This is a genomic window from Pseudomonas sp. C6002, assembly GCF_013385805.1.
In the GTDB taxonomy this organism is placed as follows: Bacteria; Pseudomonadota; Gammaproteobacteria; order Pseudomonadales; family Pseudomonadaceae; genus Aquipseudomonas.
On record NZ_JACAPH010000004.1, the window covers coordinates 61,013 to 82,904 of the forward strand.

At 63.3% G+C, this 21,892-nt stretch carries 18 protein-coding genes; 4 read left to right on the forward strand and 14 right to left on the reverse strand.

The window, feature by feature from the left end; all coding sequences use genetic code 11:
* The first annotated feature begins 195 nt into the window (after window positions 1-195).
* From gltB to hemE, 3 genes are all read left to right on the forward strand, one after another.
* A complete protein-coding gene (gene gltB / locus HX817_RS01505) occupies window positions 196-4,641 on the forward strand; it encodes a glutamate synthase large subunit (protein ID WP_177039679.1) in 4,446 nt (1,481 codons plus the stop codon).
* A 32-nt stretch (window positions 4,642-4,673) separates the two neighbouring features.
* Window positions 4,674-6,092: an FAD-dependent oxidoreductase gene (locus HX817_RS01510; protein ID WP_003209353.1), complete on the forward strand. Its 1,419-nt coding sequence runs from the start codon at window positions 4,674-4,676 to the stop codon at window positions 6,090-6,092.
* 242 nt (window positions 6,093-6,334) lie between these two features.
* A complete protein-coding gene (gene hemE / locus HX817_RS01515) occupies window positions 6,335-7,402 on the forward strand; it encodes a uroporphyrinogen decarboxylase (protein ID WP_087692524.1) in 1,068 nt (355 codons plus the stop codon).
* A gap of 53 nt (window positions 7,403-7,455) precedes the next feature.
* On the opposite strand, the gene HX817_RS01520 is transcribed toward hemE, so the two are convergent.
* The gene (locus HX817_RS01520; RefSeq protein ID WP_371132458.1) at window positions 7,456-8,673 is read right to left on the reverse strand and encodes an MFS transporter; all 1,218 of its coding nucleotides are present in this window, start codon (window positions 8,671-8,673) and stop codon (window positions 7,456-7,458) included.
* Window positions 8,674-8,854: 181 nt separating this feature from the next.
* Here HX817_RS01520 and HX817_RS01525 point away from each other — a divergent pair, with 181 nt between their 5' ends.
* Complete coding sequence (locus HX817_RS01525) at window positions 8,855-9,748, forward strand: LysR family transcriptional regulator (RefSeq protein WP_003209358.1); 894 nt, start codon at window positions 8,855-8,857, stop codon at window positions 9,746-9,748.
* 161 nt (window positions 9,749-9,909) lie between these two features.
* Here HX817_RS01525 and HX817_RS01530 read toward each other — a convergent pair whose 3' ends face one another.
* The 13 genes from HX817_RS01530 to HX817_RS01590 are packed head-to-tail and all read right to left on the reverse strand — an operon-like array spanning window position 9,910 to window position 21,783.
* Window positions 9,910-10,350 carry a hypothetical protein gene (locus HX817_RS01530; RefSeq protein WP_003209360.1) on the reverse strand — a complete coding sequence of 147 codons (441 nt, stop codon included), beginning with the start codon at window positions 10,348-10,350 and terminating at the stop codon, window positions 9,910-9,912.
* 26 nt (window positions 10,351-10,376) lie between these two features.
* A complete protein-coding gene (locus HX817_RS01535; protein ID WP_008439241.1) occupies window positions 10,377-11,603 on the reverse strand; it encodes a beta-ketoacyl-ACP synthase in 1,227 nt (408 codons plus the stop codon).
* Window positions 11,603-12,331 carry a 3-oxoacyl-ACP reductase FabG gene (gene fabG, locus HX817_RS01540; RefSeq protein WP_087692521.1) on the reverse strand — a complete coding sequence of 243 codons (729 nt, stop codon included), beginning with the start codon at window positions 12,329-12,331 and terminating at the stop codon, window positions 11,603-11,605. The genes HX817_RS01535 and fabG overlap by 1 nt, the downstream gene beginning before the upstream one ends.
* A complete protein-coding gene (locus HX817_RS01545) occupies window positions 12,328-12,789 on the reverse strand; it encodes a hotdog family protein (RefSeq protein ID WP_177039680.1) in 462 nt (153 codons plus the stop codon). Before HX817_RS01545 ends, fabG begins: the two co-directional genes overlap by 4 nt.
* Entirely contained in the window at window positions 12,786-13,952 is a 1,167-nt protein-coding gene (locus tag HX817_RS01550) for a beta-ketoacyl-[acyl-carrier-protein] synthase family protein (protein ID WP_177039681.1), read from the reverse strand. Before HX817_RS01550 ends, HX817_RS01545 begins: the two co-directional genes overlap by 4 nt.
* The gene (locus HX817_RS01555; RefSeq protein ID WP_032899865.1) at window positions 13,949-14,431 is read right to left on the reverse strand and encodes a hypothetical protein; all 483 of its coding nucleotides are present in this window, start codon (window positions 14,429-14,431) and stop codon (window positions 13,949-13,951) included. The genes HX817_RS01550 and HX817_RS01555 overlap by 4 nt, the downstream gene beginning before the upstream one ends.
* Window positions 14,428-15,162 (reverse strand): class I SAM-dependent methyltransferase, encoded by a 735-nt coding sequence (locus HX817_RS01560; protein ID WP_003209370.1) that lies wholly within the window; start codon window positions 15,160-15,162, stop codon window positions 14,428-14,430. Before HX817_RS01560 ends, HX817_RS01555 begins: the two co-directional genes overlap by 4 nt.
* Window positions 15,159-17,477, reverse strand: a complete 2,319-nt coding sequence (locus HX817_RS01565; RefSeq protein ID WP_177039682.1) for an MMPL family transporter — start codon at window positions 17,475-17,477, stop codon at window positions 15,159-15,161. The genes HX817_RS01560 and HX817_RS01565 overlap by 4 nt, the downstream gene beginning before the upstream one ends.
* Window positions 17,467-18,177, reverse strand: a complete 711-nt coding sequence (locus HX817_RS01570) for an outer membrane lipoprotein carrier protein LolA (protein WP_177039683.1) — start codon at window positions 18,175-18,177, stop codon at window positions 17,467-17,469. Before HX817_RS01570 ends, HX817_RS01565 begins: the two co-directional genes overlap by 11 nt.
* Window positions 18,174-18,599, reverse strand: a complete 426-nt coding sequence (locus HX817_RS01575) for a thioesterase family protein (protein ID WP_177039684.1) — start codon at window positions 18,597-18,599, stop codon at window positions 18,174-18,176. Before HX817_RS01575 ends, HX817_RS01570 begins: the two co-directional genes overlap by 4 nt.
* A complete protein-coding gene (gene hutH / locus HX817_RS01580) occupies window positions 18,592-20,133 on the reverse strand; it encodes a histidine ammonia-lyase (protein WP_087692513.1) in 1,542 nt (513 codons plus the stop codon). Before hutH ends, HX817_RS01575 begins: the two co-directional genes overlap by 8 nt.
* Window positions 20,117-21,052, reverse strand: a complete 936-nt coding sequence (locus HX817_RS01585) for a glycosyl transferase (RefSeq protein WP_177039685.1) — start codon at window positions 21,050-21,052, stop codon at window positions 20,117-20,119. The genes hutH and HX817_RS01585 overlap by 17 nt, the downstream gene beginning before the upstream one ends.
* The gene (locus HX817_RS01590; protein ID WP_177008295.1) at window positions 21,049-21,783 is read right to left on the reverse strand and encodes a glycosyltransferase family 2 protein; all 735 of its coding nucleotides are present in this window, start codon (window positions 21,781-21,783) and stop codon (window positions 21,049-21,051) included. The genes HX817_RS01585 and HX817_RS01590 overlap by 4 nt, the downstream gene beginning before the upstream one ends.
* Between the last annotated feature and the right edge of the window lie 109 nt (window positions 21,784-21,892).

The following is a 21,892-nucleotide window of genomic DNA, read 5'->3' on the forward strand; positions in this document are numbered from 1 at the left end:
TCGCTTTAAACCTTTCATAAATGCGACATAGATTTGCGACATTTCGTCGCTAAATTTGTGAGCGTCTGTGTCGGTGTGTACAATGACCTCCCTTTTGCCCCCGCTAAGCCGGCGTACGTTCGGCGTGGAAGGTAACCGGTTGAATTGAAAAGAAATTTGCCTCGGAATAAGAGGCAGCCTGGTGAGAAAGTGTCTATGAAAGCAGGTCTGTACCAACCCGATGAATTCAAGGATAACTGCGGTTTCGGCCTGATAGCCCACATGCAGGGCGAGCCCAGTCATACCCTTTTGCAAACGGCCATCGAGGCCCTGACCTGCATGACCCACCGCGGTGGGATCAACGCCGACGGCAAGACCGGTGACGGTTGCGGCTTGCTGATTCAAAAGCCCGACCAGTTCCTGCGCGCAGTCGCCAAGGAACATTTCGGCGCCGATTTGCCCAAGCAGTACGCTGTGGGCATGGTGTTCTTCAACCAGGACCCGGTAAAAGCCGAAGCTGCTCGCGAGAACATGAACCGCGAGATCCTGGCCGCTGGCCTGCAGCTCGTCGGCTGGCGCAAAGTGCCGATCGACACCAGCGTACTCGGCCGCCTGGCCCTGGAGCGCCTGCCGCAGATCGAACAAGTGTTCATCGCAGGCGACGGCCTGAGCGACCAGGACATGGCGATCAAGCTGTTCACCTCTCGTCGTCGCTCGTCCGTGGCCAATGCCGCCGACACCGACCACTACATCTGCAGCTTTTCCCACAAGACCATCATTTATAAAGGCCTGATGATGCCGGCGGACTTGACCGCCTTCTATCCAGACCTGAGCGATGAGCGCCTGCAAACCGCAATCTGCGTGTTCCACCAGCGCTTCTCCACCAACACCCTGCCGAAATGGCCGCTGGCCCAGCCATTTCGCTTCCTCGCCCACAACGGCGAGATCAACACCATCACCGGCAACCGCAACTGGGCCGTGGCCCGTCGCACCAAGTTCGCCAACGACCTGATGGACCTGGAAGAGCTCGGCCCGCTGGTCAACCGCGTGGGTTCCGACTCCTCCAGCATGGACAACATGCTCGAACTGATGGTCACCGGCGGCATCGACCTGTTCCGTGGCGTGCGCATGATCATTCCGCCAGCGTGGCAGAACGTCGAGACCATGGACCCCGACCTGCGGGCGTTCTATGAGTACAACTCGATGCACATGGAACCGTGGGACGGCCCGGCCGGCGTGGTAATGACCGACGGTCGCTACGCCGTGTGCCTGCTCGACCGTAACGGCCTGCGCCCGGCGCGCTGGGTGACCACCACCAACGGCTTCATCACCCTGGCGTCGGAAATCGGCGTGTGGAACTACAAGCCGGAAGACGTGATAGCCAAGGGCCGTGTTGGCCCGGGCCAGATCCTCGCCGTGGACACCGAGACCGGTCAGGTCCTCGACACCGATGCCATCGACAATCGCTTGAAGTCCCGTCATCCGTACAAGCAATGGCTGCGCAAGAATGCCCTGCGCATCCAGGCAACCATGGAAGACAACGACCACGGTTCTGCCTTCTACGACGTCGACCAGCTCAAGCAGTACATGAAGATGTACCAGGTCACTTTCGAAGAACGTGACCAGGTGCTGCGCCCACTGGGCGAGCAGGGCTATGAGGCCGTTGGCTCCATGGGCGATGACACGCCAATGGCCGTGCTGTCCCAGCGCGTGCGCACGCCGTACGACTATTTCCGCCAGCAGTTCGCCCAGGTGACCAACCCGCCGATCGACCCGCTGCGCGAAGCCATCGTGATGTCCCTGGAAGTGTGCCTCGGTGCCGAGCGCAACATCTTCCAGGAATCGCCTGAGCACGCTTCCCGCGTGATCCTCAGCTCGCCGGTCATTTCCCCGGCCAAGTGGCGCTCGTTGATGACCCTGGATCGCCCAGGCTTCGACCGGCAGATCATCGACCTGAACTACGACGAGAGCCTCGGCCTGGAAGCCGCGGTGCGCAATGTCGCCGATCAGGCTGAAGAAGCCGTGCGTGCCGGCCGTACCCAGATCGTGCTGACCGACCGCCATATCGCCCTGGGCAAGCTGCCGATCCACGCTTCCCTGGCCACCGGCGCGGTACACCACCGCCTGACCGAAAAGGGCCTGCGTTGCGATTCCAACATCCTGGTTGAAACCGCCACCGCCCGCGACCCGCATCACTTTGCGGTGTTGATCGGCTTCGGCGCCTCTGCGGTGTATCCGTTCCTGGCTTACGAAGTACTCGGCGACCTGATCCGTACCGGCGAAGTCCTGGGCGACCTCTACGAGGTGTTCAAGAACTACCGTAAAGGCATCACGAAGGGCCTGCTGAAGATCCTGTCGAAGATGGGCATCTCCACCGTCACGTCCTACCGCGGCGCGCAATTGTTCGAAGCCATCGGCCTGTCGGAAGAAGTTTGCGAGATGAGCTTCCGTGGCGTGCCGAGCCGCATCAAGGGTGCGCGTTTCGTCGACATCGAAGCCGAGCAGAAAGCCCTGGCCGCCGAAGCCTGGAGCGCGCGCAAGCCGATCCAGCAAGGCGGTCTGCTGAAGTTCGTGCACGGTGGCGAATACCACGCCTACAACCCGGACGTGGTCAACACCCTGCAAGCCGCCGTGCAGCAAGGCGACTACGCCAAGTTCAAGGAATACACCGCGCTGGTGGATAACCGCCCGGTGTCGATGATCCGCGATTTGTTCAAGGTGAAAACCCTGGACACGCCGCTGGCCATCAGCGAGATCGAGCCACTGGAATCGATCCTCAAGCGTTTCGACTCCGCCGGTATTTCCCTGGGCGCCTTGTCGCCTGAGGCTCACGAAGCCCTGGCCGAAGCCATGAACCGCCTGGGTGCGCGTTCCAACTCCGGCGAAGGCGGTGAAGACCCGGCGCGCTACGGCACCATCAAGAGCTCGAAAATCAAGCAGGTCGCCACTGGCCGCTTTGGTGTGACCCCGGAATACCTGGTCAACGCCGAAGTGCTGCAGATCAAGGTTGCCCAGGGCGCCAAGCCGGGCGAAGGCGGGCAACTTCCAGGCGGCAAGGTCAATGGCCTGATCGCCAAGCTGCGTTATGCAGTGCCGGGCGTGACATTGATTTCGCCGCCGCCGCACCACGACATCTACTCGATCGAGGATTTGTCGCAGCTGATTTTCGACCTCAAACAAGTCAACCCGCAGGCCCTGGTCTCGGTGAAACTGGTCGCAGAAGCCGGCGTGGGCACCATCGCCGCGGGTGTGGCCAAGGCCTATGCCGACCTGATCACCATCTCCGGCTACGACGGCGGCACCGGCGCTTCGCCGCTGACCTCCATCAAGTACGCCGGCGCACCGTGGGAACTGGGCCTGGCTGAAACCCACCAGACCCTGCGCGGCAACGACCTGCGCGGCAAAGTCCGGGTGCAGACCGACGGTGGCCTGAAAACCGGCCTCGACGTGATCAAGGCCGCAATCCTCGGCGCCGAAAGCTTCGGCTTCGGCACCGCGCCAATGATCGCCCTGGGCTGCAAATACCTGCGCATCTGCCACCTGAACAACTGCGCCACCGGCGTGGCCACTCAGAACGAGAAGCTGCGCAAGGACCACTACATCGGTACCGTCGACATGGTGGTGAATTTCTTCACCTACGTCGCCGAGGAAACCCGTGAGTGGCTGGCCAAGCTGGGCGTGCGTTCCCTGGAAGAGCTGATCGGCCGTACCGACCTGCTGGACATCCTTGAAGGCCAGACCGCCAAGCAACAGCACCTTGACCTGACGCCGTTGTTGGGCAGCGATCACATCCCGGCCGACAAGCCACAGTTCTGCCAGGTTGACCGTAACCCGCCGTTCGACAAGGGCCTGCTGGCCGAGAAGATGGTCGAGATGGCCACTTCGTCGATCAACGACGCAAGCGGCGGCGAATTCGCCCTGGATATCTGCAACTGCGACCGTTCCATCGGCGCACGCATCTCCGGCGAAATCGCGCGCAAGCACGGCAACCAGGGCATGGCCAAGGCGCCGATCACCTTCCGCTTCAAGGGCACCGCTGGCCAGAGCTTCGGCGTATGGAACGCCGGTGGCTTGAACATGTACCTCGAAGGCGACGCCAACGACTACGTGGGCAAGGGCATGACCGGCGGCAAGCTGGTGATCGTCCCGCCAGTGGGCAGCGTCTACAAGACTCAAGACAGTGCCATCATCGGCAACACCTGCCTGTACGGCGCAACCGGCGGCAAGCTGTTTGCTGCGGGCACGGCCGGTGAGCGTTTCGCAGTGCGTAACTCCGGTGCCCACACCGTGGTTGAAGGCACGGGCGATCACTGCTGCGAGTACATGACCGGTGGTTTTGTCGCGGTGCTGGGCAAGACCGGCTACAACTTCGGTTCGGGCATGACCGGCGGTTTCGCCTACGTGCTCGACCAGGACAACACCTTCGTCGACAAGGTGAACCACGAGTTGGTGGAGATCCAGCGGATCAGCGGCGAAGCGATGGAATCCTATCGCAACCACTTGCAGCATGTGCTGGACGAATATGTCGAGGAAACCAACAGCGAATGGGGTCGCAACCTCGCTGAAAACCTCGATGACTACCTGCGTCGTTTCTGGCTGGTCAAGCCCAAGGCTGCCAACCTGAAATCGTTGCTTTCCAGCATCCGTGCCAACCCGCAGTGATATGCGCCTGAAGAGTTTGATGAGGTTTTAACATGGCTGAACGTCTGAATAACGACTTCCAGTTCATCGATGTCGGGCGCAAAGATCCGAAGAAGAAACTGTTGCGTCAACGCAAGAAAGAGTTCGTGGAAATCTACGAGCCCTTCAAACCCCAGCACTCGGCCGACCAGGCCCACCGCTGCCTGGGTTGCGGTAACCCGTATTGCGAATGGAAGTGCCCGGTGCACAACTTCATTCCGAACTGGCTGAAGCTGGTGGCCGAGGGCAACATCCTCGCCGCCGCCGAGCTGTCTCACCAGACCAACACCCTGCCGGAAGTGTGCGGCCGGGTGTGCCCGCAGGACCGTCTGTGCGAGGGGGCGTGCACCCTCAACGACGGCTTCGGCGCGGTGACCATCGGTTCGGTGGAGAAGTACATCACCGACACCGCGTTCGCCATGGGCTGGCGCCCGGACATGTCCAAGGTCAAGCCGACCGGCAAGCGCGTCGCGATCATCGGCGCGGGCCCGGCGGGCCTGGGCTGTGCCGACGTGCTGGTGCGTGGCGGCGTGACCCCGGTGGTGTTCGACAAGAACCCGGAAATCGGTGGCCTGCTGACCTTCGGCATCCCCGAGTTCAAGCTGGAAAAAACCGTACTGAGCCATCGTCGCGAAGTCTTCACCGGCATGGGTATCGAGTTCCGCCTCAATACCGAAATCGGCAAGGACGTGACCATGGAGCAACTGCTCGAAGAATACGATGCCGTGTTCATGGGCATGGGCACCTACACCTACATGAAGGGTGGCTTCGCCGGTGAAGACCTGCCGGGCGTGTACGACGCTCTGGACTTCCTGATCGCCAACGTCAACCGCAACCTGGGCTTTGAAAAGTCGCCGGAAGATTTCGTCGACATGAAAGGCAAGAAGGTCGTGGTGCTGGGCGGTGGTGATACCGCGATGGACTGCAATCGCACTTCGATTCGCCAGGGCGCCAAGTCGGTGACCTGTGCCTACCGTCGCGACGAAGCCAACATGCCGGGTTCGCGCAAAGAGGTGAAGAACGCCAAGGAAGAAGGCGTGAAATTCCTCTACAACCGCCAGCCGATCGCTATCGTCGGTGAAGACCGTGTCGAAGGCGTGAAAGTGGTCGAGACCCGTCTCGGCGAACCGGATGCCCGTGGCCGTCGCAGCCCCGAGCCGATCCCGGGTTCCGAAGAGATCATCCCGGCAGACGCCGTGGTCATCGCCTTCGGTTTCCGCCCAAGCCCGGCGCCTTGGTTCGAGCAGTTCGAAATCCAGACCGACAGCCAGGGCCGCGTTGTAGCCCCGGAACAAGGCCAGTACAAACACCAGACCAGCAACCCGAAAATCTTCGCCGGTGGCGACATGGTGCGCGGGTCTGACCTGGTAGTGACGGCCATCTTCGAAGGCCGCAACGCCGCCGAAGGGATCCTGGATTACCTGCAGGTCTGACCCCGATCCCGGATTGAAATGGGATCAAAATGTGGGAGCGGGCTTGCTCGCGAATGCGGTATATCAGTCACCAGATGTGTTGGCTGACCCACCGCTTTCGCGAGCAAGCCCGCTCCCACATTTGTTTTGTAGCGCTTTCATATCCGCGACAAATTGACCCGATAGACAAAAGGCACGGCTCTTGCCGTGCCTTTTGCGTCGCGCTCTGAGAAAATGCCCGCACTTTTTTTGCGGATGCCGACATGACTGCCCTCAAGAACGACCGTTTCCTTCGTGCCCTGCTCAAGCAACCCGTGGACGTCACCCCTGTGTGGATGATGCGCCAGGCCGGTCGCTACCTGCCGGAATACCGCGCCAGTCGCGCCCACGCCGGCGACTTCATGAGCCTGTGCATGAACCCGGAGTTCGCCTGCGAAGTCACCATGCAACCGCTGGACCGCTATCCACAGCTGGATGCGGCCATCCTGTTCTCCGATATCCTGACCATCCCTGACGCCATGGGCCAGGGCCTGTACTTCGAAACCGGCGAAGGCCCGCGTTTCAAGAAAGTCGTCAGCACCCTGGCCGATATCGAAGCCCTGCCGATCCCCGATCCCCACAAGGACCTGGGCTACGTCATGGATGCGGTCAGCACCATCCGCCGCGAGCTGAACGGCCGCGTGCCGCTGATCGGCTTCTCCGGCAGCCCGTGGACCCTGGCCACCTACATGGTCGAAGGCGGCTCGTCGAAAGACTTCCGCAAGACCAAGGCCATGCTCTACGACAACCCGCAAGCCATGCACCTGCTGCTGGACAAGCTGGCGCAGTCGGTCACCTCCTACCTCAACGGCCAGATCATGGCCGGCGCCCAGGCGGTGCAGATCTTCGACACCTGGGGTGGCAACCTGTCGGCGGCGGCGTACCAGGAGTTCTCCCTGGCCTACATGCGCAAGATCGTCAGCGGCCTGATCCGCGAACACGAAGGCCGCAAAGTGCCGGTGATCATGTTCACCAAGGGCGGCGGCCTGTGGCTGGAAAGCATCGCCGACGCCGGCGCCGACGCGCTGGGCCTGGACTGGACCTGCGACCTCGGCGAAGCCCGTCGCCGCGTGGGCAACAAGGTTGCGCTGCAAGGCAACATGGACCCGACCGTGCTGTACGCCAAGCCGGAAGCCATCCGTACTGAAGTGGGCCGCATCCTCGCCAGCTACGGCAAAGGCAGCGGTCACGTATTCAACCTCGGCCATGGCATCACCCCGGAAGTTGATCCGGAGCACGCAGGCGCGTTCCTGCGGGCGGTGCACGAGTTGTCGGCGCAGTATCACGAGTGATCGCGCGGCAATGAAAAAGCCCGGCAGATGCCGGGCTTTTTTGTAAGCGCTGGTTAAGCCTTGGCTTCCTGCAACGGCGGCAACTTCGCCAGCTTCAACGCCACCAGCAACGCGACGATCAACAGCGCGACGATAAACCCGCCAATCCCGTTCCACCCGGCGTAGTGCCAGAAGAAACCACCCGCCGTCCCCGCAATACTCGACCCCACGTAGTAACTGAACAGGTACAGCGACGACGCCTGCCCCTTGGCTTTCAGTGCGCGGCGGCCGATCCAACTGCTGGCCACCGAGTGGGCGCCGAAGAAGCCGAAGGTGAAGATCAGCATGCCGGGCACTACCAGCCACAGCGGGGTAAACAGCGTCAGGGCGATGCCGCCGAGCATCAGCACGATGGTGCCCCAGAGCACTCGGCGACGGCCCAGGCGGTCGGCCAGGGAGCCGATTTTCGCCGAGCTGTAGATACCCGAGAGGTAGACCAGCGACAGCAGGCCTACCACGGCCTGGCTCAAATCGTACGGGTCCGCCAGCAAGCGGTAGCCGATGTAGTTGAACATCGTCACAAAGGCGCCCATCAGCACGAAGGCTTCGAGGAACAGCCACGGCAGGCCGGCGTCCTTGAAGTGCATGGTGAAGCCGTCCACCAGGCTGCGCGGGTGCAGGGTGCTGGCGCGGAAGTTGCGCGATTCGGGGAGGATCTTCCAGAACACCGTGGCCGCGATCAGCGCCAGGGCGCCGATGATCAGCATCGCGGTGTGCCAGCTGACGAAGTCGATCAGTACGCCGATGATCAAGCGCCCGCTCATCCCGCCAATGGCGTTACCACCGATGTACAAACCCATGGCCAGGCCGATGTGTTGCGGGTGGATCTCTTCACTCAGGTAGGTCATGGCCACCGCTGCCAGGCCGCTGAGGGACAGGCCCACCAGTGCGCGCATCAGCAGGATGCCTTCCCAGCTTGGCATCAGGCCGCTGGCGATGGTGCACAACGCGGCGCAGAACAGTGCGGCAACCATCACCGGCTTGCGCCCCAGGGTGTCGGAAATCGGCCCGGTGATCAGCAGGCCAATGGCGAGCATGCCGGTGGCCACCGAGAGAATCAGGCTGCTTTGCGCGGCATTGATGGAAAATTCGTGGGACAGCGCCGGCATCATCGGCTGTACGCAGTAGAGCAGGGCGAAAGTGGCGAAACCGCCGGAGAACAGCGCCAGCACCGTGCGCATGAACATCGGGGTGCCTTTTTCGATGTACTGCTCGTTGAGCTGTGCCACCACTTCATCGAGGGCGGTGGGCGGTACTTCTTGAGCAAGCGGAGCGACAGCAGATTTCACGCGGGACCTCGGGGAGGAAAGGCTGCCAGGGCTGGCAATGCAAAAAAGAATATAGCTCCCTATTGATTCTTTCCAATATATTGTTCGACCTGTTTAAGAGCTTTTACGACCTAATGAGGTTTTCATGGAACTGCGCCACCTGCGTTACTTCATCGCCGTGGCTGAAGAGCTGCATTTTGGCCGCGCCGCGCAGGTGCTGGGGATCTCCCAGCCGCCCCTGAGCCAGCAGATCCAGGCGCTGGAGCAGGAGATAGGTGCGCGGTTGTTTGAGCGTACCAATCGTCGGGTCGAGCTGAGCGAGGCCGGCAGGTTGTTCCTGCAAGAGGCGCGGTTGGTGCTGGCGCAGGTGGATAAAGCGGCGGACGTGGCGCGTCGGGCGCAGCTGGGGGAACTGGGGGAGTTGAAGATTGGCTTCACCTCTTCTGCGCCGTTCAACTCCAGCATCCCACAGGCGATCTTCGCGTTTCGCCAGGCATTCCCGGCGGTGCATTTGAATCTGCAGGAGATGAGCAGCACGGAGGTGGCCGAGTCGCTGGTGGATGAGTCGATTCAGGTGGGGTTGATGCGACCGTTGCCGTTGCCCGATTCCCTGAGCGTCGTGGAACTGATGCGCGAGCCCTTGGTGGCCGTGCTGAACGCCGGGCATCCGTTGGTGGAGGGCAGTGAGCGGGGTTTGCACCTGGCGCAATTGGCCGAAGAACCGTTTGTGTTTTTCCCGCGGACTTACGGCAGTGGCTTGTATGCCCAATTGATGAGCCTGGCGCGTGATGCCGGCTTCAGCCCGCACTTCGCGCAGGAGGCCGGGGAGGCGATGACCATCATCGGCCTGGTGGCGGCGGGGTTGGGTGTCTCGGTGTTGCCGGCGTCGTATCAGCGGATCCGCATTGATGGCGTGGTGTATCGCACGTTGCTGGATCAGGAGGCGGTGACGGCGGTGTGGCTGGTGCAGCGCAAGGGCCAGCAGACGCCGATGGCCAAGGCGTTTGTCGAGTTGCTGACCCGTAAGGCATTGGTATGACCGACGCATAACCTGTGGCGAGGGAGCTTGCTCCCGCTGGGCTGCGCAGCAGCCCCGAAACCCGACGACTGAGTTTTACCAGGCAACCTTCAATCGCAGGTTTCAGGGGCGCTTCGCGCCCCAACGGGAGCAAGCTCCCTAGCCACAGGGAAGCGGGTGTTTCAGTTCTGCTTCGACGTCCCGGTCTGCTGGAGCAACTGCGCCGTGTCACTCACACCATTGGTGCGCAACGCCGCCAGGATGTCACGGTCCAGCATGCTCACCCAGCGGTTGTAGTTGCGGTGAATCTTGCCGTCCTTGTAGCCCAGGTCGCGGCTGTCGCGGTAGGTGATGGCGTAGCTGGTGGCGGTGTAGCGAATGTCGATTTCAGCGTGGAACTGGTTGCGCACGTTGATCTCGGCCTGCACCAGTTGCGGGCTCAGGCGCTGCACCACCCATTGGCGTTTGTTCAAGGCCGCGATAATGGTCTGCTTCATTTTTTCTTCGTTGACCTGCGGGTTCGCCGGCAAGTCATGCTGGGTGTTGAGCACCGGTTTGTTGGTGCAGCCAGCGGTGGTGAGCAGGGCCAAAGCGACCAGTGTTGCGCGTAGCAGGGAAGACATTCCATTTCTCCAGTCAGTAAAAAAACTTACACCCAGCGGCGGAAAATCAGCGAAGTGTTGACGCCGCCAAAGGCAAAATTGTTGTTCATCACGTAGTCGCTGTGCAGCTCGCGGAACTCACCTTGCAGGTAGTCCAGCTCGCCGCAGCGCGGGTCGACTTCGTCGAGGTTGAAGGTGTGCACGTATTGGTTGCGGTTCATCATCTCGATGCTGAACCACGACTCCAGCGCGCCGCATGCGCCCAGGGTATGCCCAAGGAAACTCTTCTGAGAACTGATGGGCATGCGGCTGCCGAACAGGCTGCTGGTGGCCAGGGTTTCGGCGATGTCGCCCTGGTCGGTGGCGGTGCCATGGCCGTTCACATAGCCGATGGCGTCGGGCGCAAGCCCCGCATCTTCCAGGGCCAGCTCCATGGCGCGGCGCATGGTGGCCTGTTCCGGGCGGGTGGTGTGCTGGCCGTCGGCGTTGCTGCCGAAGCCGACGATTTCGGCGTGGATATGCGCGCCACGGGCCAGTGCATGTTCCAGCTCTTCGAGTACCAGGATGCCGCCGCCTTCGCCGATCACCAGGCCGTCGCGCCCACTGTCGTAGGGACGCGGGCTGGTTTGTGGTGCATCGTTTTTCAGGCTGGTGGCGTACAGCGCATCGAACACCATGGCTTCGGTAGGGCACAGCTCTTCGGCGCCACCTGCCAACATCAGCGGCAGGCGGCCGAACTTGATGGCTTCATAGGCGTAGCCGATGCCCTGGCTGCCGCTGGTGCACGCGCTGGACGTCGGGATCAGCCGGCCGGTGAGGCCGAAGAAAATGCTGATATTCGCCGCCGTGGTGTGGGGCATCATCCGCACGTAGGAGTTGGCGTTCAGCCCCTCGGCCACCGAGTTCAGCAGCATATTGCCGAAGGCCTTGATCTCGTCGGTGCTGCCGGTGGACGAGCCACAGGCCACGCCCATGCGCCCGTCCTTGATCGACTCGTCGCCCAGCAAGCCGGCGTCTTTGAGCGCCTGCTCCGCCGCCCATACCGCCAGCCGGGAAACCCGGCCCATGCTGCGCAGTTGCTTGCGGGTCCAGTGGGCGGGTACCACGAAATCATCGATCGGCCCGGCCAGCCGGGTGTTCAGTTCGGTGAAACGGTCCCACTCGTCCATGCGCCGGATGCCGCTGCGGTTGGCGCGGAAGTTGGCGGCGATGGTTGCCCAATCGCTGCCCAGGGACGTAACGCCGGCCATGCCGGTGACCACCACGCGTTTCATCAGCACAGGCCTCCATTCACGGCCAGCACTTGGCGGGTGATGTAGCCGGCTTCTGCCGACATCAGGAAATTCACCGCCCCGGCGACTTCTTCCGGAGTGCCCATGCGCTGGGCCGGGATCATTTTCATCAGCTCTTCCACCGGTACGTTTTCATCGAGCATCGCGGTGTCGATCAGCCCGGGGGCCACGCAGTTGACGGTGATCTTGCGCTTGCCCAGCTCGATGGCCAGGGCCTTGGCGGCGCCGATCAGGCCGGCCTTGGACGCGCTGTAGTTGACCTGGCCGCGGTTGCCGATCAGCCCGGATACCGAGGTGATGCACACGATCCGCCCGGCGGCGCGACGACGAATCATCGGCATCATCACCGGGTGCAGCACGTTGTAGAAACCGTCGAGGTTGGTGCGCATCACCACGTCCCAATCGTCTTCCGACAGCGCTGGAAACGCGCCATCGCGCGTCAGGCCCGCATTGAGCACCACGCCGTAATACGCGCCATGGGCTTCCACGTCGGCTTCAAGGATCTCCTTGCAGCTGGCGCGGTCCGCCACATCGAATTGCAACACCCGGGCCTTGCGCCCCAGCGCTTCGATTTCGACCTGCACCGCATCCGCCTCGGCACGCCCGCTGCGGCAATGCAGCACGATGTCGTGCCCGGCCTGGGCCAGGCGCACAGCGATAGCGCGGCCGATGCCACGGCTGGAGCCGGTCACCAATACGGATTCAGTCATGGCGTGGTGTCCTTCGATTCATCTAAATAGTTGGCCGCCCGGGGCGGTCGAAATACGTTCAAGCGCGCGCTGGCCTGGATGCCGTCGCCGGTGAGGTGGCATTCGAACACACCCATGCCGTTGTCGTCTTCCAGGGAGCGCAGGCCGTGGATGGTCAGCTCGGTGCCGGCGGGAAAGTGCTCGACGTTGCACTCGAACTTGCGCGTGCCCAGCAGGAAGCCCAACTCCACGGCTTCACCTTTCTGGCGCGCACGGCAACCGGCGTAGGCGGCGACGCTTTGCGCCATCAACTCAATGCCGACCCACGCAGGCAGGCTGCCGTCGGCGCGGTTGAAAAGACCGCCGGGCTTGACCGTCAGGCGGGTCTGGATCTGTTCTTCATCAAAGCTCAGGACCTGATCGATCAGGATCATGTCACCGGCGTGGGGCAGCAGTTCGGCGAGCGGCCAATCAGTCATGGGGCGTCTCCGATAATCAGGCTGACGTTGTTGCCGCCGAAGGCAAACGAGTTGCTCATCAGGCAGCGTTTTTCCAGGGCGTCGCCGGGCGACGCCCACTTCAGTACGGGCAGGTCGGGGTCCGCCTGGCCATCCCAGACATGCGGCGGCACTACGCCTTCTGCCAGGCTCAGCCAGCAGAACGCCGCTTCCAGCGCGCCGGCGGCGCCCAGGGTGTGGCCGGTCATGGGTTTGGTCGAGGAGCAGGCTACGCCGTCCGGGAACAGGGCCGCGACCGCCAGGCTTTCCATGGCATCGTTATGTTGGGTAGCGGTGCCGTGCAGGTTCAGGTAACCGATTTGTCCGGGCGCCAGTTGTGCGCTGGCCAGGGCCTTGCGCATCGCTTGCAACGCACCCTTGCCGGCAGGCTCGGGGGCGGAAATATGGTGGGCGTCGCAACTGGCACCACTGCCCAGCAGTGCGAACGGCGCCGGGGTTTTGCTCATCAGGAACAGCACGGCGGCTTCGCCGATATTGATGCCGTTGCGGTTTACCGAAAACGGATTGCAGCGCTCTGCCGAAACCGCTTCCAGCGACGAAAAACCATTGAGGGTCAGCTTGCACAGCGTGTCGACGCCACCGCAGATCACCGCATCGCACACACCCAGGTCCAACAGGCGTTGGGCACTCATCAGCGCCCGTGCGCTGGAGGTGCAGGCGGTGGAAATCACGTAGGCCGGGCCGCTCAGTTGCAGCCAGTCGGCGAGGAAATCGGCCGGGGCGCCAAGCGCCTGTTGCTGATAGTCGTAGTCGGCGGGGAACTGGTTTTCCCGCAGATAGTGGGCGATGCCACGGCTGGCTTCATCGATGCCCGAGGTGCTGGTGCCGAGCACGATGCCAATGCGCGACGCGCCGAACGTTTGGATCGCTTGCCGGATCTCGTCGTCAATCTGCAACGCGGCTTCCAGCAGCAACTGGTTATTGCGGCTGCGATGGGATTCCAGCCCGGGCGGTATCGCCGCCAGTTCACCGTGCACAGCGGCCACCGGCAACACACGCTCCGGCACCCAGCCGCTTTCGGCGCGCATGCCGGAGCAGTCGCCGGCAAACAGGCTGCGGCTGACTTCGCGCTTGTCGCGGCCCAGGGCGCAGATCACGCCGAGGGCATTGAGGTAGGCGCTCATCGGGCAGCCCCTAGCGGCGAGATGTGGTAGGTCAGGTGTTGCCCGATCACGTCCACGCGAAACACCAGGGAGGAGTGATAGGTGATCTTCCAGTGGGACGGCAGGGTGCGGATCAGGTCCATTTCCTGGGTGCCGGGGTACAGCCTGGAAACTTCATCCGCCGAGGTCAGGGCGAACAACAGCGCGGCAAACAGTTCACGCGCCTGGGGATTGGGCGGCAGCAGACCGTCGGCCTGCCAGGCGCCATTGATCAGCATCTGCCGAGCCTGGGGAATGCCCAGCGGGTCCATCATCGACCAGCGAATCCCGCCGCCTTCGCGCTGCATCACCAGCAACCAGTCCTGGCGCTGGCCATCCTGTTCGCGCTGCACATGCAGTTGCAACGGCAGGCTCAGCACCGGGGTTTTCGACGGCAACGGCGGCTGGCTGGCGCACGCGCCCAGCAGCAACAGGCAGCCGATCAACAGCATTCGGATCATGTTTCAGCGCTCGCCAGAGGTTTGCGGGCGACCACGTTGACCAGGGTTTCTTCGCGCTGGCCGGCCGGTTTTGGCTGGCGCAGGCCCCAGCGCTCAAGCAAGCCGAAGTCGGTGGCGCGGCTCCACCACAGGTACGGGTACGAGACGTTCTGCGGGCCGAACTCAAAGCCCTGCTCGCGAATCATCTCAAGGTACTCCTCGGCGCTTTTCTGCACATGCATCGGGTGACGAAACAGCCAGCGGATTACCCAAGTGTCGATATAGGCCTCGGTGGATTCGGCAAACAGCAGGTAGCCGCCCGGCTTGAGCACCCGATAGAACTCTTTCAGGGCGCGATGCTGTTCCACCAGATGATGGAAGGTCTGGTGACAGAACAGCACGTCGACACTGGCGTCGGCCACGTCGAGGGTCGCGCAGTCGCTGCCGATCAACTCGATGGCGATACCCTGGCGCGCGGCTTCGGCGCGGCTCAGGTCGAGGCTGTGGGGGTCGGCGTCGAGGCCGATCAGGCGTTCGGGGGCGAACACCTGCTGCAGGTACTGGAACGACTTGCCCTGGCCGCAGCCGGCATCCAGCAGCACCGGAGCAACCGGCAGCGGGTCGCTGAACAAGCTGCGCAGGTCGTTGATGGCCACGCGCAGCACATGGTGCTGCCAGGTGTGGCTGCGCAGGAACCAGAAGCCGAATTTGGTTTCTTCGACGTAGTTTTTACTCAGGTATTGGCTGCTCATCTCATCTTCCTTGTCCCGGACGGGCTGGCCCACGGCGCCAGCATGAAGCTGAACGCCAGCCCCAGGCTCACCGACAGCCCAAAATTACTCACCGCCGGTGTGCTGGAAATGGCCAGCAGGCCGAACGATAGCCAAGTAGTCACGGCCGCCAACAGTGTGCCCAACAGGCTCACGGCGGCGCCGCCAATTTGTTCACGCATCAGGATCGCGTAGTCGACGCTGATGGCGGTCACCAGCAGCAGGCCGAACAGGCTGAACAACGTCAGCGGCTGCCCCAGCCAACCCAGGCTGGCCAGGCTGCACAGCGCCGCCAGCAACGGCAGGGCGACGATGCGCAAGGCACCGCCGAAGCCGAACGGCAGGATCAGCAACAGTACGATCAACACGCAGGACATCAATTTCAATTCGGCAGCGCTGATTTGCGTCGCGGCAAACACCTGGTTCAAGTCGCCCAGGCGGTCCACCAACTGCACGCCGGGCAGATCCAGGGCCTGCACCCGCAGCAAGGCCGGGTTGTTCAAGCCTTGCAGGCTCACCATCGCCGCCACGCCACCGTCGACATTCCCCAGCCACAGCGTGCGCCACGGCTCGGCCAGCGGGCCGACCAGTGCTGCGTCGATGTCTTCGGTGGGCAAGGCCTGCAACTGGGCCAGCTCGGCTTGCAGGGCGGCGGCCGGTACGCCGAGGTCCAGCAATGGCTGCCAGTACTGCGGCAGTTGGTTCAGGGCCTCGCGCAGTTGCTGTTGCTCCGCCGGCGCGCTGACCAACTGGTTGAGCGCCAGGTAACCCTGGAGCTTGTCCATGTTCACCAGCTGATCCAGGCGCTGGCTCAGCGCGGCCTGGCGCTCCAGCAATTGCGGTTGATTGTCCGCCCGTACCAGAAAGAACTGGCTGGTGGGCTGGAACCCGGTAATCCGCGCAACGGCCTGGGCTTCCTGCAGCAACTGCGGCGGCGCACCGATCCACTGGCGGATATCGTTTTTGCTGTTCAGGTGCCACAGCCCACCGGCGCAAAACACCAACACCAGTACCAGCAACACCGGGCTTGGCAGGCGCTTGAGCAGCGACTCGCGCACGCTCAGCAGGAACTCGGCAATGCGCAGGGGCCATTGCGCCGGGCGCAGCTCGACGCCTTTGAGCAAGGCCGGCAACAGGCACACGGCCGACAGGTAAGCGCCCACCAGACCGGCAGCGGAGAACACCGCGATTTGCGTCAGCGCCGGGAACGGCGTCCACGCCAGGGCCAGGTAACCGATGCAACTGGTGGCCAGGCTCAGGCTCAGGCCCGGCAAGGTCAGGCGCAAGGCCGGCCAACTGCGCCAAGGGCTCATGCTCCAGCTCTTGGACAGGTAATGCAGCGGGTAATCCACCGCCACGCCGATCAGGCTCGAGCCCAGCACCAGCGTGATCACATGCATATGCCCGAACAGCGCCACACAGGCCACCGCACCAAACAGCATGCCCACCAGCACCGGCACGAACGCCAGCAACACCCGCCAGCGGCGGAACGCAAGCAGCAGCAATAACAGGATGCCTACCGTCGCGCCGCCGCCGACCCAGGTGATTTCCCGAGTGGCCTGCTGCTGACCATTGGCTGCATACAGCAGGCCGCTGGCGGCGAGCAATTGCGCGCCTTGCTGGTCGGCCTGCTCGCGGCTGGCCTTGAGCAGGTCAGCCACTTGCAGCGGCAGTTTCATGTCGAAGGCATTGCCGGTGGTGCGGGCCCGCAGCAGTACCCAGCTTTTGCCGTCGGCATCGGCGATCAGCGCGCCGCTGCCGATATCCAGCTGCACCGAACCGTGTTGCGGCTGGCTGTTCTGGATGCGCCCGGTGAGGCCCAGCCAATCGTCCTGGCTCGGCACTAGGCTGAAGCCGGTGAACGGGTCGAACAGCGCCTGAACCCGCTGCTGAATAAACGCCTGGGGCTCGTCGATCAGTTGCTCGCGATCCTTGGCCGAGAGCATCGCCAGCCGGCCTTGCAGCAACTGCTGACGCAGGGCCGGCAGGTCGGCTTGGAGGTTCCACTGAACTTTCTCAAACAGGCCGCTGGCTTGCCAGGCTTCGCCCAATTGCGTCGCCATGGCCACGGCTTTTTGCCGGTCGGCGTGCCCCACCAGCACCAGCATTTCGCGGTTCAGCGGTTCCTGCATGCGCTGTTCGGCGCGCAGCTCCAGCGCATCCGGCGCGGTGCCGGGCACCAGTTCCATCAGGTTCGCCGACAGCGGTGCGCCATGGCGCCATTGCCAACCCGCCAGGGCCAACACGGCCACCAGCAGGATCAGGAACAGGCGCGGCAACCAGCGTTCACTCGGCAAAGTCGTGTTGCTCCGCGTCGCTCAAGGGTTGGCTGCTGGTGCTGTCCTGCATGCGCAGTACGGTGCTGTCGCCCTGGGTTTCCAGCAGCTCGATCTTCTGCACCAGTTCGCCGCCGTCGATATTGATTTGGGTGAACACCTGCTTGAGCAGCAGCGAGCGCGGGATCAACGTGAGTTTCCACTGCTGGGCTTCGCCTTGCAGTTGCAGCTCGAAGTCACGCTGCAAGCCACTGCTGTCGCCCTGTAACACGGCGAGGAACAAACGGTTCTGCTCGGCGCCGGCGCTCTTGTTCGGCAGCAATTGCCAGCCGTTGGCGTCACGCCGGGCGATGCCGTTGGCGCTGATGCGGTAGTCCTGTTGCAGCGGGGTTTTCAGCAGCCACAGCAGGCCGTGGTCCTTGGCCAGGACGAAGGTGCCCTTGCTGGTCAGCGGCTGCGGCAGCGCGCGCAGGTGTTTTTCCTGGATGAAGTTGCCGTGGATCACCGTTGGCTTTGCAAGCTGATCACTGAGTTGTTGCAGGTCGAAAGCATGGGCCAGGCCTGGAATGCCCAACAACAGAATGAAGGCGATTCCTGTGGGAGCGGCGGTGCGACGATTCGACTTGCTCGCGAAGAACCTGAGGGCGCCACGGGGTGTCAGGCGGCCTGCGTTATCGTTGACGATTTTCGCGAGCAAGCCCGCTCCCACAGGGAATCTCATTTCAAGGCTCTCTCTATGGCGTCAGTGAATATTTTTGGCGACGCCAACTGCATTTCACGGCTGGCAATCTCCACCGCCACTTGCACGGTGCTGGCGCGGGTCAGGCGTTCACCGGTGGCCTTGTCGCTGATCAGGTAATTGACCTTCAAGCGGTTCTCCCACTCCACCAGGCTGGCGCGCACGTTGATGGTCTGGCCGAAGGTCGCTCCGCGCACATAGCGCAGCTGCATGTCGATCACCGGCCAGGCGTAGCCCGCTTCCAGCATCGCTGTGTAGTTGTGGCCGATCTTGTCCAGCAAGGCGCAGCGGGCGACTTCCAGGTACTTTACGTAGTGCCCGTGCCACACCACGTTCATGGTGTCGATGTCGAAAAACGGCACGAGGATTTCAGTGTCGCAGTGCAACACGCCGGGGCTACGCATGCAGCCTCCAGTGTTGCTCGGCGATGCGTTTCAGGCACAGGCGCAGTTCGCCTTCCAGGGCGCGGTCTTCGATGACCGGCGGGAAGTCCTTGGCCAGCTCGATTTGCATGGCGGCCAGCGCCGGCGGCAGCGGGCGTGCGTCTTCAGCCTGGGCCCGCAGCCATACGCCCTGATTAGCGGCGAGCAAGGTGGCGGCGGCGACTTGTTCGGTCAGTTCCAGCACACGAATCGCATCGCGGGCGGCGATGGTGCCCATGCTCACCTTGTCCTGGTTGTGGCACTCGGTGGAGCGCGAGAACACGCTGGCCGGCATGGTGTTTTTCAGCGCTTCGGCGGTCCAGGCGCTGGTGCCGATCTGCACAGCCTTGAAGCCGTGGTTGATCATCGCCCGTTCGGCTGGCGCACCCGACAAATTGCTCGGCAAGCCGTGGTTGTAACGCACGTCCACCAGCAGCGCGAGCTGGCGGTCCAGCAGGTCGGCGACGTTGGCCACCAGGGTCTTGAGGCTGTCCATGGCGAACGCGATGTGGCCGCCGTAGAAGTGGCCGCCGTGAAGCACGCGTTCTTCTTCGGCGTCGATGATCGGGTTGTCGTTGGCGCTGTTGAGTTCGATCTCGATGAACGAGCGCAACCAGTTCAGGCTGTCGGCCAGCACGCCCAGGACGTGGGGCGCGCAGCGCAGGGAGTAACGGTCTTGCAGGCGATGCAGCGGCGCGGTCGGCGCGTCAATCGCCAGATCCTTGCGCAGCCAGGCGGCGACTTGCATCTGCCCCGGGTGTGGCTTGGCGGCGAACAGGCGCTCGTCGAAATGCTCCGGATTGCCTTGCAGCGCCACTACGTTCAGCGCGGTGATGCGCGTGGCCAGTTGCAGCAGGTAGTCGGCGCGGGCGAAGGCCAGGCAGGCGAGGCCGGTCATCACGGCGGTGCCGTTCATCAGCGCCAGGGCCTCTTTCGGGCGCAGTACCAGCGGGTCCCAGCCCAGCTCGCGGTGCACCTCCGCCGCCTGGCGGCGTTCGCCACGGAACATCACTTCGCGCTCACCGGACAAGGTTGCGGCCACGTAGGACAGCGGCGTCAAGTCACCGCTGGCGCCTACCGAGCCTTCTTCCGGAATCAGCGGCAGCACGTCGAATTCCAGGAACGCGTGCAGGCGCTCCAGCAACTCCACGCGCACGCCCGACACGCCATGGCACAGCGACTGCAACCGCGCCGCCAGCACCGCGCGGGTGGCTTGCGCATCCAGCAACTTGCCCAGGCCGCAGCCGTGGAACGTGTAGAGGTGGCGGGGCAGCGCTTCGACGTGCTCCAGCGGCACCGCCACCACGCACGAGTCGCCGTAGCCGGTGGTCACGCCGTAGATCACGCCTTCCTTGTCCAGCAACGAATCCAGGAACTGCGCGCCCTTGGCGATGCGCTGGCGGTACTTGGCATCAGCCTGCAGTTGAGTCGGCGCCTGACGGTTGGCCAGGGCCAGCACGTCTTCGATGCGCAGGGGAATTTCGCCGAAGGTTACCGGCTCAAGATGCGTCGTCATCGGTCTTCCAGAAAGGGTAAAAGTTGAACCATTGTTGGGGCGCTTCCAGGCAGAACTGGCCCAGGCGCTCGGCGTAGCGGGCGGTCCATTGTGTGATCACCTGCTGGCGGTCGCTGCGTTTCCATTCGATCAACCGGGCAAACGGCTCGATGATCAGGCGATAACGGCCTTGATGCTTCAAGCACATCAGCAGGTTGACCGGGCATTTCAGCAAACCGGCCAACAGCCACGGGCCTTGGGGGAAGGCGGCGTCATGGCCGAGGAAATCCACGCGTACCGTGCGCCCGCCATGCAGCGGTACGCGGTCGCCGGCAATCGCCAGCCACTCGCCGTCGTCGAGGCGCTGGCTGAGCAGCATCATCACCGCCGGGTCAAGTTCGCTGACCTGGATCAGGCGCAGATTGGTCGCCCCGGCTTCGCCCAGAATCCGGTTGAAACGTTCAGCGTGCTTGGTGTGCACCAGCACGTTCATGGTGACCTTTTCGCCCAGTTCGGCGAGGGCGCGGCACACCTCAAGATTGCCCAGGTGCGCGCCCACCAGCATCTGCCCGCGTTCGCTGCGCAGCTGGCCGCGCAGTTGGGCCGGGTCGATGATTTCGATCTGCTCCAGGCGCAGCTTGCCGTTCCATACGTCGAGCTTGTCCAGCAGGGCGTCGGCGAACGCCATGAACTGGCCGAAGACGCTTCTGTGGGTAGGGCGCAGGTCGTCGCGCCGGCTCCAGTCGGCCAGGCGCTGCTGGTATTGCCAGGCGCTTTGGCGGGCCGTGCGGCCGAACAGAAAGAAGTAGAAAACGATGCCGTAGAGCAGCGGGCTCAGCAGCCGGCGCCCGAGGACCTTGGCGGCGAAGGCGGTGAATTTCATCAGCCAGAAGCTGCCGCGCTCCTCGCGGTCGGCCCAGTGCTTGGTGTCCTGGCTCATGCCTGCCACCGGCGCCAGAGGATCATCGGCGCGCGCACCAACATGCCGAAGAACAGCCGGGTGTGCATCGAGGAAATCAGCGCGTTGTCATGGAACAGGCGAAAGTGCGACAGGCCGTCGGCGGGGTAGTGCACCTTGGTCGGCAGCCAGCGCATCGGCTGGTTGCGCCAGGCCAGTCGCACCAGGATGTCGGAGTCGAAATCCATGCGTTTGCCGATGTTGGCCGAGTCCATCAAGGCCAGGGTCGGTGGCAGTGGGTACACGCGAAAGCCGCACATGGAATCGCGGATCTGCAGCGACAAGGTGTTGATCCACACCCACACGTGGGTCAGGTAGCGCGCGTAAAGGCGGCCCTTGGGCACGCTGTCGTCGTATTCCGGGTAGCCGCAGATCACCGCATTCGGGTGGGCGCGGGAGGCGTCGAGGAAGGTACCGACTTCCCGCAGGTCGTGCTGGCCGTCGGCGTCCACTTGCAGGGCGTGGGTGAAACCCAGGCGTGCGGCTTCGCGAAAGCCGGCCATGACGGCGGCGCCTTTGCCCTGGTTGGCGGGCAGGGTCAGCAGTGACACGTTGTCGAGGGTTGCCAGTTGCGCCAGCACGGCGGCGCAGGCGGCGCTGCTGCCGTCGTCTACCAGCAGGCATGGCAGGCCGCTGTCCAGCACGGTGCGCACCACGGCGGGCACGGCGGCTTCGTGGTTATAGACCGGGATCAAGGCGCAGGGCTTATGCATAACAGGTACCCCATTGGCACAAGCGCTGTGCGTGGCGAGGGAGCTTGCTCCCGCTGGGCTGCGAAGCGGCCCCAACACAGGCGACACCGATTTGCCTGATAAACCACAG

Excerpts from the sequence above, each read along its gene's own strand:
- HX817_RS01575 (WP_177039684.1), bottom strand. The coding sequence starts at position 18,599 with ATGCGTAGCCCCGGCGTGTTGCACTGCGACACTGAAATCCTCGTGCCG.
- HX817_RS01590 (WP_177008295.1), bottom strand. The coding sequence starts at position 21,783 with ATGCATAAGCCCTGCGCCTTGATCCCGGTCTATAACCACGAAGCCGCC.
- HX817_RS01555 (WP_032899865.1), bottom strand. The coding sequence starts at position 14,431 with ATGATCCGAATGCTGTTGATCGGCTGCCTGTTGCTGCTGGGCGCGTGC.
- HX817_RS01550 (WP_177039681.1), bottom strand. The coding sequence starts at position 13,952 with ATGAGCGCCTACCTCAATGCCCTCGGCGTGATCTGCGCCCTGGGCCGC.
- gltB (WP_177039679.1), top strand. The coding sequence starts at position 196 with ATGAAAGCAGGTCTGTACCAACCCGATGAATTCAAGGATAACTGCGGT.
- hemE (WP_087692524.1), top strand. The coding sequence starts at position 6,335 with ATGACTGCCCTCAAGAACGACCGTTTCCTTCGTGCCCTGCTCAAGCAA.
- HX817_RS01525 (WP_003209358.1), top strand. The coding sequence starts at position 8,855 with ATGGAACTGCGCCACCTGCGTTACTTCATCGCCGTGGCTGAAGAGCTG.
- HX817_RS01535 (WP_008439241.1), bottom strand. The coding sequence starts at position 11,603 with ATGAAACGCGTGGTGGTCACCGGCATGGCCGGCGTTACGTCCCTGGGC.
- HX817_RS01570 (WP_177039683.1), bottom strand. The coding sequence starts at position 18,177 with ATGAGATTCCCTGTGGGAGCGGGCTTGCTCGCGAAAATCGTCAACGAT.
- HX817_RS01585 (WP_177039685.1), bottom strand. The coding sequence starts at position 21,052 with ATGAGCCAGGACACCAAGCACTGGGCCGACCGCGAGGAGCGCGGCAGC.
- HX817_RS01510 (WP_003209353.1), top strand. The coding sequence starts at position 4,674 with ATGGCTGAACGTCTGAATAACGACTTCCAGTTCATCGATGTCGGGCGC.
- HX817_RS01530 (WP_003209360.1), bottom strand. The coding sequence starts at position 10,350 with ATGTCTTCCCTGCTACGCGCAACACTGGTCGCTTTGGCCCTGCTCACC.
- fabG (WP_087692521.1), bottom strand. The coding sequence starts at position 12,331 with ATGACTGAATCCGTATTGGTGACCGGCTCCAGCCGTGGCATCGGCCGC.
- hutH (WP_087692513.1), bottom strand. The coding sequence starts at position 20,133 with ATGACGACGCATCTTGAGCCGGTAACCTTCGGCGAAATTCCCCTGCGC.
- HX817_RS01560 (WP_003209370.1), bottom strand. The coding sequence starts at position 15,162 with ATGAGCAGCCAATACCTGAGTAAAAACTACGTCGAAGAAACCAAATTC.
- HX817_RS01545 (WP_177039680.1), bottom strand. The coding sequence starts at position 12,789 with ATGACTGATTGGCCGCTCGCCGAACTGCTGCCCCACGCCGGTGACATG.